This is a genomic window from Pilosibacter fragilis, assembly GCF_032490495.1.
Taxonomy (GTDB): Bacteria; Bacillota; Clostridia; order Lachnospirales; family Lachnospiraceae; genus Pilosibacter; species Pilosibacter fragilis.
In genome coordinates this window covers 251,872-266,102 of sequence record NZ_JAVYJB010000003.1, presented here as the reverse complement: position 1 = coordinate 266,102, position 14,231 = coordinate 251,872, and the positions used below count along the sequence as shown (strand labels likewise).

The 14,231-nt window shown below is 48.9% G+C and carries 12 protein-coding genes; 7 read left to right on the top strand and 5 right to left on the bottom strand.

What is annotated here, in order from left to right; translation table 11 throughout:
- Positions 1–32: 32 nt before the first annotated feature.
- Positions 33–524, top strand: a complete 492-nt coding sequence (locus tag ABCW45_RS03805; RefSeq protein ID WP_117470743.1) for a YbaK/EbsC family protein — start codon at positions 33–35, stop codon at positions 522–524.
- On the opposite strand, the gene ABCW45_RS03800 is transcribed toward ABCW45_RS03805, so the two are convergent.
- On the bottom strand, positions 484–1,848 hold the full coding sequence (locus ABCW45_RS03800) for a sodium-dependent transporter (RefSeq protein WP_021904654.1): 1,365 nt from the start codon (positions 1,846–1,848) through the stop codon (positions 484–486). The genes ABCW45_RS03805 and ABCW45_RS03800 overlap by 41 nt on opposite strands.
- 341 nt (positions 1,849–2,189) lie before the next feature.
- Here ABCW45_RS03800 and ABCW45_RS03795 point away from each other — a divergent pair, with 341 nt between their 5' ends.
- Complete coding sequence (locus ABCW45_RS03795; RefSeq protein ID WP_343220302.1) at positions 2,190–2,924, top strand: ABC transporter ATP-binding protein; 735 nt, start codon at positions 2,190–2,192, stop codon at positions 2,922–2,924.
- On the top strand, positions 2,924–3,850 hold the full coding sequence (locus tag ABCW45_RS03790) for a SufB/SufD family protein (protein ID WP_343220301.1): 927 nt from the start codon (positions 2,924–2,926) through the stop codon (positions 3,848–3,850). Before ABCW45_RS03795 ends, ABCW45_RS03790 begins: the two co-directional genes overlap by 1 nt.
- A 166-nt stretch (positions 3,851–4,016) precedes the next feature.
- Here ABCW45_RS03790 and ABCW45_RS03785 read toward each other — a convergent pair whose 3' ends face one another.
- Complete coding sequence (locus tag ABCW45_RS03785; protein WP_117484378.1) at positions 4,017–7,919, bottom strand: hypothetical protein; 3,903 nt, start codon at positions 7,917–7,919, stop codon at positions 4,017–4,019.
- Positions 7,920–8,173: 254 nt separating this feature from the next.
- Here ABCW45_RS03785 and ABCW45_RS03780 point away from each other — a divergent pair, with 254 nt between their 5' ends.
- The gene (locus ABCW45_RS03780; protein ID WP_117484379.1) at positions 8,174–8,617 is read left to right on the top strand and encodes a MarR family winged helix-turn-helix transcriptional regulator; all 444 of its coding nucleotides are present in this window, start codon (positions 8,174–8,176) and stop codon (positions 8,615–8,617) included.
- Complete coding sequence (locus tag ABCW45_RS03775) at positions 8,617–9,957, top strand: MATE family efflux transporter (RefSeq protein ID WP_343220300.1); 1,341 nt, start codon at positions 8,617–8,619, stop codon at positions 9,955–9,957. The genes ABCW45_RS03780 and ABCW45_RS03775 overlap by 1 nt, the downstream gene beginning before the upstream one ends.
- Positions 9,958–10,098: 141 nt before the next feature.
- On the opposite strand, the gene ABCW45_RS03770 is transcribed toward ABCW45_RS03775, so the two are convergent.
- Positions 10,099–10,956 (bottom strand): YitT family protein, encoded by an 858-nt coding sequence (locus ABCW45_RS03770; protein ID WP_117470747.1) that lies wholly within the window; start codon positions 10,954–10,956, stop codon positions 10,099–10,101.
- A gap of 280 nt (positions 10,957–11,236) precedes the next feature.
- Here ABCW45_RS03770 and ABCW45_RS03765 point away from each other — a divergent pair, with 280 nt between their 5' ends.
- Together ABCW45_RS03765 and ABCW45_RS03760 are read left to right on the top strand one after the other, a co-directional pair.
- Positions 11,237–11,716, top strand: coding sequence for a pyridoxamine 5'-phosphate oxidase family protein (locus ABCW45_RS03765; RefSeq protein ID WP_015553643.1), 480 nt, complete (start codon positions 11,237–11,239; stop codon positions 11,714–11,716).
- 1 nt (position 11,717) lies between these two features.
- Positions 11,718–12,080 carry a VOC family protein gene (locus tag ABCW45_RS03760; RefSeq protein ID WP_117470748.1) on the top strand — a complete coding sequence of 121 codons (363 nt, stop codon included), beginning with the start codon at positions 11,718–11,720 and terminating at the stop codon, positions 12,078–12,080.
- Here ABCW45_RS03760 and ABCW45_RS03755 read toward each other — a convergent pair.
- Together ABCW45_RS03755 and ABCW45_RS03750 are read right to left on the bottom strand one after the other, a co-directional pair.
- Entirely contained in the window at positions 12,035–12,307 is a 273-nt protein-coding gene (locus ABCW45_RS03755) for a hypothetical protein (RefSeq protein WP_117566762.1), read from the bottom strand. The genes ABCW45_RS03760 and ABCW45_RS03755 overlap by 46 nt on opposite strands.
- A 211-nt stretch (positions 12,308–12,518) precedes the next feature.
- A complete protein-coding gene (locus tag ABCW45_RS03750; RefSeq protein WP_343220299.1) occupies positions 12,519–14,111 on the bottom strand; it encodes an AAA family ATPase in 1,593 nt (530 codons plus the stop codon).
- Positions 14,112–14,231: the final 120 nt, after the last annotated feature.

Genomic DNA, 14,231 nt, shown 5'->3' with positions numbered 1-14,231 from the left:
CAGCGAATTATCAACAAAGGAGAAATAGGATCATGTCACTTGAAAAAGCAAAAGCAGATCTGGAACAGAAGGGATTTCTGGATCATGTGATCGAGCTGAAAGAATCAACGGCCACAGTGGCAGAGGCTGCGGAGGCACTGGATGTGAAGCCGGGAATGATTGCGAAGACCATGTCCTTTTTACAGGGTGAAAAAGCCGTCCTGATCCTGACGGAAGGGACGGCAAAAGTCGATAACCACAAATATAAAGATACATTTCATGTAAAGGCGAAGATGATCCCGTTTGATCAGGTAGAAGCGCGGATCGGCCATGCGCCGGGTGGCGTGTGCCCCTTTGGGATCAACGAGGGGATCGAGGTCTATCTGGATGACAGCCTGAAGCAGTTCACAACGGTGTACCCGGCTGCGGGAAATGACCACAGTGCGGTAAAACTTACGATCCCGGAGCTCGAGCGGGCTGCAGGAGCAAAAGGATGGGTGGATGTTACATCGAGATCCACCCAAACGCGTTCGCCACAGAACTGATCAGTATGATAGCCGCAAAGATCGGGCAGAGATACTGGATCATAAACTGGAAGATCACTTTTCTGCGGAACGGATGACCGCCGTCTGTGACCTCCTGTTCGATCTTTGCAACTCCGATGACTCTCGATACGAGAAGGCAGGTCGCGATCGCCGCGATCGGCATCATAACAGAGTTTGTCAGGAAATCGAAGAAGTCAAGGAACTGCATTCCGATCACGGTCACACCGGCCAGTGGACCATAGCCAAGACAGGAGAGCGTTCCGAGCAGGAGCATAATGACAGCCATAAATACCGTCGCCTTTTTCCGGCTCCAGTGCAGCTCATCCTCAAAAGTGGAGACGGCACTCTCGGTCAGGGCGATGGAACTTGTGACAGCCGCGAACAGGACCAGAACAAAAAACAGGATGCCGACTGCGGCTCCGAGTCCCATGCTTGCGAACACCTTCGGGATCGTGATGAACATCAGCGCAGGACCGGCCTGCAGGGTATCCGGGTCACCGCCGGAGAAGGCGAAGACGGCCGGGATGATCATGAGACCGGCCATGATCGCGATCGCGGTATCGAAGATCTCAACATTCTGGGTGGAATCTTCGATCGAAGTATCTTTTTTCATGTAGGAACCGAAGGTGATAAGGATTCCCATGGCGATGGACAGGGAGTAGAACATCTGTCCCATAGCGGATACCACCGTCATCCATGAGAAGTTCTCAAGGTTTGGTACCAGCAGATATTTCACACCACTCATAGCCCCCGGTCTCGATACGGAATAGCCCGCGATGAGCAGGGAAAGGACCACGAGGATCGGCATCATAAACTTCGATACACGCTCGATCCCGTTGCGTACACCTGCGTAAATGATAACAACTGTAAACAGAGTGAAGAGAATAAAGCAGATCTCCGTGGAACGACCGTTGGAAATAAACGCGGAGAAATATTCGTCCGTGGCAAGGGCCTGTCCATGTCCAAGAAGGTATTCCGCCAGATATTTGATGACCCAGCCGCCGATCACAGAATAGTACGGGACGATCAGGATCGGGATCACAGCATTGATCCAGCCTCCGAAGGACAGCCATTTTGATTTTCCAAAGGATTCATAGGCACCCACCGGACTCTTTTTTGTCATGCGGCCGAGAGCAGTTTCCGCCACGATCATCGTGTAGCCAAAGGTCAGTGCCAGAATGATATAGACGAGTAGAAAGATTCCCCCGCCATACTTTGCTGCGAGATAGGGGAAACGCCAGATGTTTCCAAGTCCTACGGACGCGCCCGCCGCCGACAGGACGAAACCGAGCTTTCCGGAGAACGAACTTCGTTTACGATTCATAATTAATTTCTCCTCATGTTTTTATCACAAATACATTTGTGCGTGTAAGGGATAGTCTATCATAGAATATGAAAAAAGGCAATTTGAACTGTCGGGGAGACTAAAATTGGAATAGAACCGATGGAAGGTATAATCAGAACGCAGAAGAATGTATAAAAAAAGGAACAACCGGAGAATCTTATAATTTGATGGCGAAATTATCGGTTTTGCGTTATAATACACTTATTCCTACCAGATAAATACAGTTTATATTTGGATACAGACGCAGGAATGGTGTCGATGTACATGGGCTTTTATCCGACAGGGTCTGAGCCCATTGATAGATACAGAGAGGTGAAATTGTGTTAAAAGCGGAAAATTTGATTCTCCATGTGGAGGATAACGGGGCGAAAAAATGTCTTCTGGATCATATTTCTTTCCAGGTGGACGATGGGGAGATGCTGGTGATTACGGGACCAAACGGCGGTGGAAAGTCCACACTGGCGAAGGTCATGATCGGAATCGAGAAGGCGGAGAGCGGAAAGATCTTTTTAAACGGGGAAGATATCACGGATTACGATATCAACCACCGGGCTAACGCCGGGATCGGCTATGCATTCCAGCAGCCACCGAGATTTAAGGGAATGACGGTGCAGAGACTTCTTGCGCTGGCAGCAGGAAGAGAGCTGGAAGATCAGGAGTGCTGCAGGCTTTTGTCTGACGTGGGACTCTGCGCTGAGGAATATTTAGGCCGTCAGATCGACGGAACGCTTTCCGGAGGCGAGATGAAGCGGATCGAGATCGCGACGGTTCTTGCGAAGGAACATACCTTATGTATTTTTGATGAGCCGGAAGCAGGGATCGATCTCTGGAGCTTCTCGATGTTGATCCGGAAGTTTGAGGAGATCCATAAGGAGAAAAAACAGAGTCTGATCGTCATCTCCCATCAGGAGAAGATCATCAGCATGGCAGACCGGATCATGGTGATCGATGACGGGAAGATCAAGGCGGAAGGACGGAAGGAAGATGTCCTGCCGTGTTTAGAAGGTCTTGATAAATGTCATGCATGTGCAGGAAATGCGGGGGTGAGAGCGTAATGGTAGAGCTGGATCATGTAGTAGAAGAGGTACTGAGGGTCATCAATGACAACGGATTTTCCCAGAAGGGCGCTTTCAATCTGCGCCAGAACGGAACGTCCATCTGCCACGGTGACAGTGAGCATATTAAGATCAAGAAGAAGACGGACAAGCCGGGCATCGATATCTATATTGATGGCGATACAAAGGGCGAGAAAGTTTACATCCCGGTGGTCGTCAGCGTTTCCGGCATGACAGACCTTGTATACAATGATTTCTATATCGCAGACGGCGCGGACGTTACGATCGTTGCGGGCTGCGGGATCCACAACAGCGGATGCAATGAGAGCAGACATGACGGGATCCATACCTTTCATGTTGGAAAGAATGCGAACGTCTGTTATCAGGAAAAGCATTATGGAGATGGAAATGGAACCGGCGGCCGTGTGCTGAATCCGGTGACGAATATCTATGTCGGAGAAAATTCCGTATTTACTCTGGATACGGCACAGATCAAGGGCGTTGACTCCACAGTCCGCGAGACGCTTGTGGAGATGGATAAAAACTCCAGATTGTATGTGACGGAGCGCCTCATGACCGAGGGAGACCAGACGGCGGAGTCCAACATCGAGGTACGTTTAAACGGTGAGGACAGCTCAGCCCAGATCATCTCAAGGTCTGTCGGAAAAGGCAATTCCGTCCAGACCTTCCACCCGAAGGCGGTCGGAAACAACAAATGTCAGGCCCATATCCAGTGTGACTCCATCATTATGGACCACGCCGAGATCGGATCCATTCCGGAGATCCGTGCGCGCGACTTAAACGCGGCGATCATCCATGAGGCGGCGATCGGAAGGATCAACGATGAGCAGTTATTAAAGCTTCGGACGCTGGGACTTACCGAGGAAGAGGCGGAGAGCGTTATTATTGAGAACTTCCTGAACTAAAATCGAAAGGTTATGCATAATAAAAGCAGGTCTGCAGGTGAAAAACACCGATGTAGACCTGCTTTTTTTCGCAATTACACGTCAGAAATGCAGATGTAAGCAGAATTGTAACTGTTCAGTAGGTCGGCGCACTTGCTGCGTTGACCGTAAGAAAACATACGCATAATTATTTTATTGTGATCGAGAGATTGCCAAAATCAGTGACAGGTGTCTCTTTTCCGCCAGTAAAGAGAAATACAGACAGCGTATGAGCCGGTTTTGCGCTGCCGGTGATCTGGACTGCTGGCTGGATCCTGATGAGGATATCTGCATCGGCAGATCTGGCATCCAGCCATCTTAACAGGTCTGCATCCAGGTATGCGGTCGAAGCGCCGTCAAGTCCGAGCGCTAAATGAGTCACGTTTTCGCGGATCAGTGTGTCGAGAATGCGGGCACTTATCGTCACGGAGAATGCGGAATGACTCTTTTCTGATACCACAGGGATGGACACCGCGATGCCGTTTGCAGATCTGCCATTCTTTTTCACAGTTTTCCGGGCGGCTTTGATGGCGAACTGGATCATATTGTGATCGAGAGTTACATTACCGTTCTTATCCGGTACAGCGGATGGAATGCTGATCGTGGACGGAGATTTGGACTGTGCCTGTCCGGAGTAGTCTGAGGACAGGAACGTATCTTCATAGGAAGAATCGCTGTCACTGTCGGAAGAACTGTTTCCGCCGGAATTACTGCCATTGGAGGAAGAATTTCCACCGCCGGAAGTATTGCCGCCGGAGTTCCCGCCTGGCTTATTGTCTTCGCCGCTGTCGGGCAGCTTATTGTTGACAGCGCTGACCTGGAGCGTGAGGAGAAAGTCATGGTAATTCTGGGAGATGACTTTAACTGTCACGGTGCCGATCTGTTGCTCCAGCGCAGAATCCACCGGACGGACCGGAAGTGTCAGTACTCCATCACAGATGGACGCGCCGCTGTCGTAATAGTCTCCGAGAGCCACGTCCTCAAGATGGTATTCGACCGTGCCGTATTTCTTCGGCGTGTCGAGCTCCGGCAGAAGGGAACTGAGGTCAAAGCGGTACGCGGCTTCCGTATGATTGAGGACAGTCATGGTTCCTGGTTTTGCATTGGATGCGGTGGCTTTTTTGATGTACGGTGCCTGACCGCAGAAAAAACGTTTTTCCGTTTCCCCGCCTGCAAACGAGTAGTTCGGGTTTGTCAGGGTGCAGAGGAAGCTTACCCCTTTTTCATCGGAAAAATCTGGATTTGGTGTTTCTGGTGCTGGAGAATTAAAGTACCAGGAATCGCCGATCAGACATGTGATCTCGTCTGCATCCGGGAGATCTCCGCCGCCAGCCGCAATGAATATAGGCTTTATGTCGGGTACATTCGCTGTACCGTCATAGACTTTTGAGATGAAATCTTCATCGACGGTCAGCTCCAGTTCCCGGGGAGTGACGGTCACGGTGTACGGGTCACTGTAGCAGATATATCCGCCGCAGGTGATCTCCGCGGCATAGGTGTATGTGCCGACGGGTATCGTCGGAGAGAGGTGGAGAGCCATGTCTGAGGCGTCTTCGATCTCCGTCATGCTGCCGTCGGAATTTACCTGGTACCACTGGCAGGAGGCAGACGGAGTTACATCTGATCTGAAGTGGATATCAGGCATCAGGCTGAATTCCCTGCCGGTCCGTGCTTTGTACTGGACGTTCACAGACTCTTTGTACTCTGTACCGGAAATCCGGGCATATACGGCTGCATCCTGGACAGGCGCATCCACAGCGGTCACATCTTCAATATATTTACTTTTTCTGTTCATATATTCGGGAGAATTGGTTACATCGTTCTTGGAGAGCCAGCTGCCGTCAGACTTCTGAAATCCTGATCCATTCGTCAGCAGAGCGGAGAAATCCGCGTAAGTGACTTTCGGACGAACCAGAGCTGATTGAAGGTCCGTCTCATAGATCTCAATTCTGCCGTAACTTCCGCCGGAGATCTTTACGTCACAGATCCCTTCCAGATAGAGCGACCGGTAGCTGCCGCCGGTCAGGACTGCCCTGCTGCCGTCCTTCATAACAAGGACAGGGTTGCTGCAGTCGGAAATATGGATCTCACTGTCTGTGTCTGCGTAGATATAACTGTATGTACCGCTGTCTAGTTCAGCATGTCCGCCAGGCTCAATGGTGATGGATGATCCGGAGGACAGGTCTAATTGATTTTCTTCTGAAATGCTGTAATCTTTTGGAACGATCAGTGTACCGCCGGACTGGACGACGATAGGAATATTCTGGATGAGCGCATATGGAGTTTCACGGTTGAGGAGCGTGACTCTGCCACTGAGGACCAATTCTGAGTCTGAAGTATCGTGATACAGTGACATATTGGTGAAATCAATCGTCACATTGTCCGGGACAATAAGCCGGGTATTGAGAGACGGAGTGAGGAAATGGAATGTACCGCCGGACGCATGATCGAGGGCGTCCTGAAGATCCGCATAGTACAGAGTCTTTCCGTCTTTTGTCACGCTGCCTGTGTAGGTCACTTCGCCGCAGGGGCATTTGTAGATGATCGTGGATCCGCTGGTGGTCGTCACGGCTGCCGAAGTGTGGTCGCAGGGAACTACGGACACATTGGTGAGTTTTGTGTCGCTGTCAGACGGAACGATGATCTGACCATTCTGTTCGTAGCAGTATCCTGGCGCAAGAAGGTCAGTGAGGGCACTGCCGTTTAAACTCGTGATTGTGCCGAAGGTGCCGCTGGAGAGGGAGGCAGTTCCTTCTTGGATCTCGAGAGCATCAATGAGAAGGTTCGTGCCGGCCGGGATGATCAGGCTGGGGGAAGATCCCCAAAGGTTGAGCGTGCCGATAAAGTGTCCCCGGGTGGTGCCGGTATTCTGCAACGTTACACCTGTACCGGAAATACTAGCTGTGTTACCGTGACTTCCGGTCCAGATCATTGTGTGACCATTAAAATCAACGGTCATATTGTCGAAGACGAAATTGGAGGATGAATCCTGATCGCTTAACAGAAGGATCCTGCTGCTGAAAGGATTCGCGGCAGTCGTTGCATCGTTAAAGGAGGTGACATATTCCGTCTCTCCGGGATTGTACACAATGTCGTTGATCTCCATATGACAGATCTCACATTCCCTGTCATCTGAACTGCGGGAATCATGTGTGCAGGCATTGCCGCAGACTGGACAGATATATCTGGTAAAGAAGGTGTCAGGATCCCTGACAAATCCTTTTTCATGCTCACATGTCATGACTGTGACGTTTTCCAGTTTGGTGCCGCGTTCCAGGGCATCTCCCTGCACGCGGCGGCCATCGGAATCAACGAAGTAACATCCAGGGGCCAGGGCATTGCCGAAATCCGCCGGATATTCGGATTCCGTGCGGAGTCTGCTGATCGTTCCGCCGCCGAGGAAGGTCGGTGTATAGCCCCCGGAATTAAGAAAAGTGTATCTGATAACAAAATCACCTTTGATATTTATATTTTCCATGGTTATCTGACCGTCCCATAACTGAACGGCAGTACCATTTTCCGCTGTATTTTCGATGGTTCCGTTTTTAAATGCGACATGATATGCTGTCGCAGGATCGAAATACACAACGGCCTCATCATCAAAATTTCCGGACAGGGTATAACCGTTGAGATCGAAGGTTATATTATCCCAGTCACATACGTTGGCGTCAAGCTTCAGCTGGCGTGTAATCGTGGTGTCTCTGAGCAGGGTGAATGTCACTCCCGGAACGATCCAGTCGAGTGCCTCAAAGATATCGGTGAATTCTTTTGTTCCAGAAATGTAGTCCACAGAAACAACGGGCTCCTGGTTTTCCACAGCATTGGAAAAGGTGGCTATGGCGGCAGCAGTGCTGGATGGAGTCACTGGAGCCGGGGCGTTGGACGGCGTGACAGCATTGGAAGAGGTTGCCGTCTGCGCCGGAAGTGCGCTCCGTGTGCCTGTTTCTGGCAGTAAGCTGCTGTTTGACGCATAGACGGGGCTGCCGGACAGTGTAAAGCTCAACGCCGCGGACAGCAGGAGCGCCAGTGGTTTCTTATATGTACTTCTCATAGAGATTCCCCCTTTATTTTCGTAAGAAAAGCTGAAAAATGGTATAAAAAACTGATCTTGCAACGGAATCGGTTATCTTTAGGATATCAATTTTTCGGGTGTTGTCAATAAACGCTGCACAAGATGTCGAAAATCGGCATGAATTGCAGGTGGAACTTTGATGGTGGAAGCGGAGCTGCGGGGATTGACAAATCATGGTGACGGGAGTATACTCCTTTTCAGTCTCAAATGGGATTGAAAAGGAGAAAACGATTATGGACCATGAAATACAGAAGCTTCACGACCAGGTAAACCAGGCGATCATCCGGTGCCGAAGAGTCTACTCGGTGTGGGCGAAGAAAAATAAGGTCAGCTATAACCGGATGCTGGTGCTCTATACGATCCGGGAATATGGATCCTGCACACAGAAACAGGTCTGCGATTCTTATATGCTGCCGCGGCAGACGGTGAACCATGTGATCACGGAGATGCGGAAAGAGGGGATCCTTGCGGTCAGCGAGGAGATGAGCCGCGGAAAAGAGAAGGCGCTGGTGCTGACGGAGAGCGGAGAAGAGTATTCGGAACGGCTCCTGCATTCTTTAAGTCTTATGGAGGAGCGGGCGGCGGCTCAGCTCGGAGCAGAGCGGATCCGGATGATGACGGAGCTGTTCATGGAGTATGACCGGGTGTTGGAAGACGCGCTGGAGGAGGAAGAGTGATGAAGGAGAAGATGGAGACTGGAACGGATCTCTTCCGCACGGAAAAGATTCCGAAGATTCTTTTGAAGATCGCGCCGCCGGTCATGCTGGCGCAGCTCATTCAGGCCGTGTACAACATCGTGGACAGCTTTTTCGTCGGTCAGTATTCCGCAAATTCGCTGACAGCGCTGTCGGTGATCTATCCGCTGCAGCTTATCATTATTGCCCTGGCGGTGGGAACCGGTGTCGGTGTCAACACGTACATGGCGAGACAGTATGCGCAGAAATTCCAGCAGAAAGCCGAGGAGGCAGCGGGAACCGGCATGGTTCTGGAATTCATGACCTGGCTTATATTTGCGGTTCTCGCGGCCGTGTTTATGCGTCCCTATGTCATGACAAGCGCGAAGTCTCCGGAGGCGATCGAGGACGCGGTGATCTACGGGCGGATCGTCTGCATCGGCAGTATTGGCGCGTTTTTAGAGGGAAACTGGACGAAAGTACACCAGTCCAGGGGAAATATGCGGCGCCCGATGATCGCCCAGACCGTTGGCGCGCTGACTAATATCGTCCTGGATCCGATCATGATCTTCGGACTTGGTCCTGTGCCGCAGATGGGCGTGGCGGGAGCTGCCTACGCTACAGTCTGCGGTCAGGTGGCCGCGGCTGTGATCACGGCCTTCGGGGGAGTGCGCAGGCCGCCGGAGTTTCGGAAAATGAAGGTTTACATAAAACAGATCTACTGGCTTGGATACGCATCGATTTTACAGCAGGCCATGTACACGGTGTATATTGTGATCTTAAACGCGATCCTCGCGGGATTTTCGGATTCCGCGGTGACGGTTTTAGGACTTTATTATAAGATGCAGACCTTCTTCTTTATCCCGCTGATGGGACTGCAGACGTGTATTGTGCCGGTGCTGAGTTTCAACTACGCGACGAAGAGTTATGGGAGATGCCGGGAGACCATGAAGGACAGTTATCTGTTTTCCTGTGGGTTTATGCTGATCGGGGGGGTTTGTTTCGTGTTCTTTCCGGTGGAACTGCTCCGGATCTTTTCGGACAGCAGTGAGGTCATTGCAATCGGAAAAACGGCGTTTCCGATCATTGGATCGAGTTTTATTCCGGCGGTATTTTCACTGATGACACCGGTGTTCTTTCAGGCGATCGGAAATGGAAGAGTCAGTCTGTTCCTGTCTGTGATGCGCCAGATATTCTGTCTGATCCCGATTTTCTGGGCGCTGTCTCTTCTGGGACTTCAGTTTACCTGGTTTGCGTTTCCGATCTCAGAGGTGCTTGTTGGAGTGACCGGGATGGGAGTGTATTGGAGGACGATCAATGGATGGAAGAATAGTAGGAAATAAAGAAAAGGCTGATGCGTTGGTTTGAAACTGCATCAGCCTTTTTGCTGCATAAATTCGGAAGAAACTGCTGGCGGCAGGATCTGTAGGAATTGTGTGTGTTCTGCAGAGAATGCCGGTAACAGGTTCTGGAGGCGCATGGTCTTAGAAGTACGTCCGTCTCTTCGGCGTATTCCAGCTTCCCACCACGCGCTTCACGTTGGAGATCGTTACGAAGGCGTTGGGGTCCTTTGCCTGGACGTAGTCCATAAACTGACCATATTCCTTTTTGGTGAGGATCGCAAGGATCTCTTCCTTCTGCGTGTCGCTGTAGCCGCCGGTTGCGGTGTAGACGGTGATTCCGCGCTGGAGTGTTTCGATGACGTAGCGCTTGAAATCATCGTTGTGCTCGGAGATCACGCAGACGCGGATCTTTCCGGTGAACTCGTCGATAAAGTAGTCCAGGACGAGGCCGCTGAAGTAGGTGGACAGGGCGCCGATGATCACGGTCTGGAGGTCGTAGGCGAAATAGGAGCTTGCGACGGTCACCATTCCGGCGATAATGATGGACTTTCCGAGATCCATGTGGAGGTACTTGTTCATGATCTTCGCGATAATGTCGAGACCGCCGGACGCGGCGTTGGCGTTAAAGAGGACTGCCTGTCCGTAGCAGATCACGACGATCATTCCCACCACGTCCAGGGCGATATTTCCTGTGGGAGAACCCGGATTTGGGAACAGGATCTCGAACACAAAGAGAAGCGCCGGCAGCAGGACGGAGATAAAGATGATCTTTGTCCCGAAGGTCTTATCCACGAAGAGGAATGCCAGGATGATGCAGATGATGTTTAAGAGCAGCGTCATGGCGGACAGGGACAGCGGGACAAAGTTTACGAGAACCACGGCGAGTCCTGAGATACTTCCGCTGATGATATGGTTCGGGTTCATGAAGAAATAGACTCCCACGGCGATGATGAAGGTGCCGAAGAAGATCGTGGAGAAATATTTTAGTTTTTCAAACATGGTGAGATTCCCTTTTTCGTATTAGTATTTGCGTGTCAATCATATGTGAAAAATGTATAGTTGTCAAACGTGCACGTTACAGTGTGAGCGCTTGTATGCGGCAAAGTGAAAAACAGATATTGATAAAATATGAAGGATGACCGGGGATGGAAAACGCGTTGGAGAAGGAAGAGGATGACGAATCCAATCGTGTGAGATATAATGGATCTGGAAGAATTTGCCGGTGTTTGGAGCAGGAAAAGATGAGGTTGGTAATATTATGAATCAGGAGTGTAGAATTATGTTTAGAGAGATTCGAAAAAAGAGAAATAAGATCGAGGATAGCGCGGCGGAGGAACTTCTGCAAAACAGCAGGAGAGGTGTTCTTGCGGTGAATGGGGATGATGGATATCCGTATGCGATCCCGCTCAATTATTTTTATGACAGGGAGAACCGGAAAATCTATTTTCATGGTGCGCGCGCGGGGCATAAGGTCGATGCACTGCGGGTATGTGATAAGGTATGTTTTACGGTTTATGGAAATGAGACGATCAGGGAGGAAGACTGGGCACCGTTTATGCAGAGTACGGTTGTGTTCGGGAGATGTCATTTGATGGAAAATGGCAGTGAGAAAGCAATGGAAATGTTAAAACGGTTTGCGATGAAATATTATCCGAATGAACAGCTGGCTGATGAGGAGATCGCGCAGGCGGGAAGGGCTGTGCAGATGTTTGAAATCGAGATCGAGCATTTGAGCGGCAAGGAGGTGCAGGAGAAGTAGAATGAGATTGAGGAATATTTTGATCGTTGTCAAGGATATTGAGAGATCGAAAAAGTTTTATCATGATCTGTTTGGACTTGATATAGTACTTGATAATGACGGAAATATAATCCTGACGGAAGGGCTTGTGCTGCAGGAGGAGAAGATATGGAAGGATTTTTTAGGGAAAACTATTATTCCGGAAAGCAATTCGTGTGAGCTTTATTTTGAGGAACAGAACATAGAGAGATTTGTTGAAAAATTGGAGCGGTTATATCCCAATATCCAGTATGTGAACCGCCTTATGACACATAGTTGGGGACAGAAGGTGGTCCGGTTTTATGATTTGGATGGCAATTTGATCGAAGTTGGGACGCCGATGTGATTTTGTGCGTCAAAGTACAGAACGTATGTGTAGAATAAATAGCTGAGGCAGAGTCCCGCCAGCACGGAGGTTGCGATGCCGCTGCCAATGATGCCCGCCTCATGGGGACGCTTTTCACCGATTTTCTGCCCCACAAGGACCGTGATGCCCATGGCGATTTTCGTGATCACCGTCATGACGCTCTGAATGATCTGGCTGCCTTCCGTGAAATCATTTGTCTTTTTCATAGTATTTTCCACCTGAAATTTCCAGTTATATAAAAAAGCCGGATAAAATGCCGAACGATCCTTCGGCATCTTATCCAGCTTTGTAAATGCGTTTACAAGCCCTCCGATGAGCTGCAAGACAGTATAGCAGGGAAATACAGAATTGTCAACTCAGCGACTTTTTTGATCTTTTAAGTTGAAAGATATTGCTGATGTTCACATGATACTATATTTATTTCTGCATAGTCTCGATCATGCATTCGTGTTTCTTCGTTGTTTTGTTATAATTAATTCCAACAAGTAATATACTACCATGATAATCTTTCAATGCATTTCCATACTGTTTTTCTCTGATCTGGTCTAAAACTCCAGATGCGCTTTTATCCCATTTAAGTTCGATCACTACCGCAGGCTTATCTAAATGCAGTTTTCTCGGAATCAGACATATATCAGCAAAACCCTTACCTGTAGGCAGTTCACGGATTATCGTATAATATTCACGTGCAAAGTAAAATGCAAGATTTATGGTACAGCTCAGAGAATTTTCATCGTTGTACTGAAGAATCGAAATTTCATCGTGAGCCTTGTCAACTCCTGCCGCAACTGCGTCGGCGTCCATGGCCCACAATGATTCTAAAAGTTTACGGGATGATTCTACGGAGTCGATCACGCCATGCCAGTTCATGGTGCTGATTGCATTCACATATTCCTGTGAGACTTCTTTATTAGGAATGGCAACGGTACCATCTACGCTGTTGTATGTCAGGTAGCCGAGATGGATCAGTAATGTCAAGACATCATCTTTAGTGGCAAATGTGGTCATATCATTGCTGAAAGTTCCTATATTGATTTGTACTGCTTCACCTGCAAGCATTCTGACAACAGAGTCCTGCAGTCCGTCCATATCCATCTGAATGTAAATTTTTAAGGCTTCATATGTTTCTGTCTGATTCCAATAAGTTCCCAACTTGTGCCGCAGCATGGCTTCCACAACCGATTTAGGACTGTAAATAGAGTAATGTTCATCACCATTCTGGCGATGTGCGATCAGATGATATCCATCATACCATGTTTTCGCTTCCTCGAAATTCATATCGTATGTATCGCAGAGTCTGGATACTTCCTGTTCAGTGAAGCCGAAATACCCGGCCAGATCGCCTGGATCGGTCATGGAATATTCTGTAAACATATTTAATGCGGAATGGGAACCATATTTTTTAATGGGTAATATGCCGGTCATGTAGGCCAATGCCACATAATCCTTATCCTTCAGCCATGCGCGCAGAAAATCTAAATATTTTTTCTGAGCCTCTTTATTCTGCTTGTACTCCCGGAACAGGCAGTCCCACTCATCGATCAGGATCACAAAAGGACATTTGGTATAACGGAATACGTCTTTCATGACCTGAATCAGATTCTTTTCATCACGAAACTGTATTTCGTGAAAAGTCTCCTTAAAATCCAAAATCAGATAATTTTTAAGCATCTCCAGCATTTCTTCCATTGTTTCAGACATACTTAAAAATTCCTGCATATTGATTTTGATCACATCATATTGGTTCAGATTTTCCCTATACGATCTGTCTTTACTGATAGCAAGATTTTGAAATAATTCCGTTGTATCCTCGCTCCGGTCATAATATGCGGCGAGCATATTAGCGGCCATTGATTTTCCGAATCTTCTTGGACGGCTTACACAGATATATTTCTGCTCGGTACAAAGCGCTTCATTGGTTCTGGCGATCAGTTCGCTTTTGTCGATATAAATTTTAGAGCGGAGACTACCGCGGAATGAAAGATTCCCCGGATTCAGATAACTTCCCATGCAAATTCCTCCCATCAGAAAAAGCGTCTTTGATTGTTTTTATTATACTTGATTCCAGCGGGAAGTACAAGGAGTGTTCATTTCCTACGGATGTAAAAATGGCGGCATCGCTCACCATTG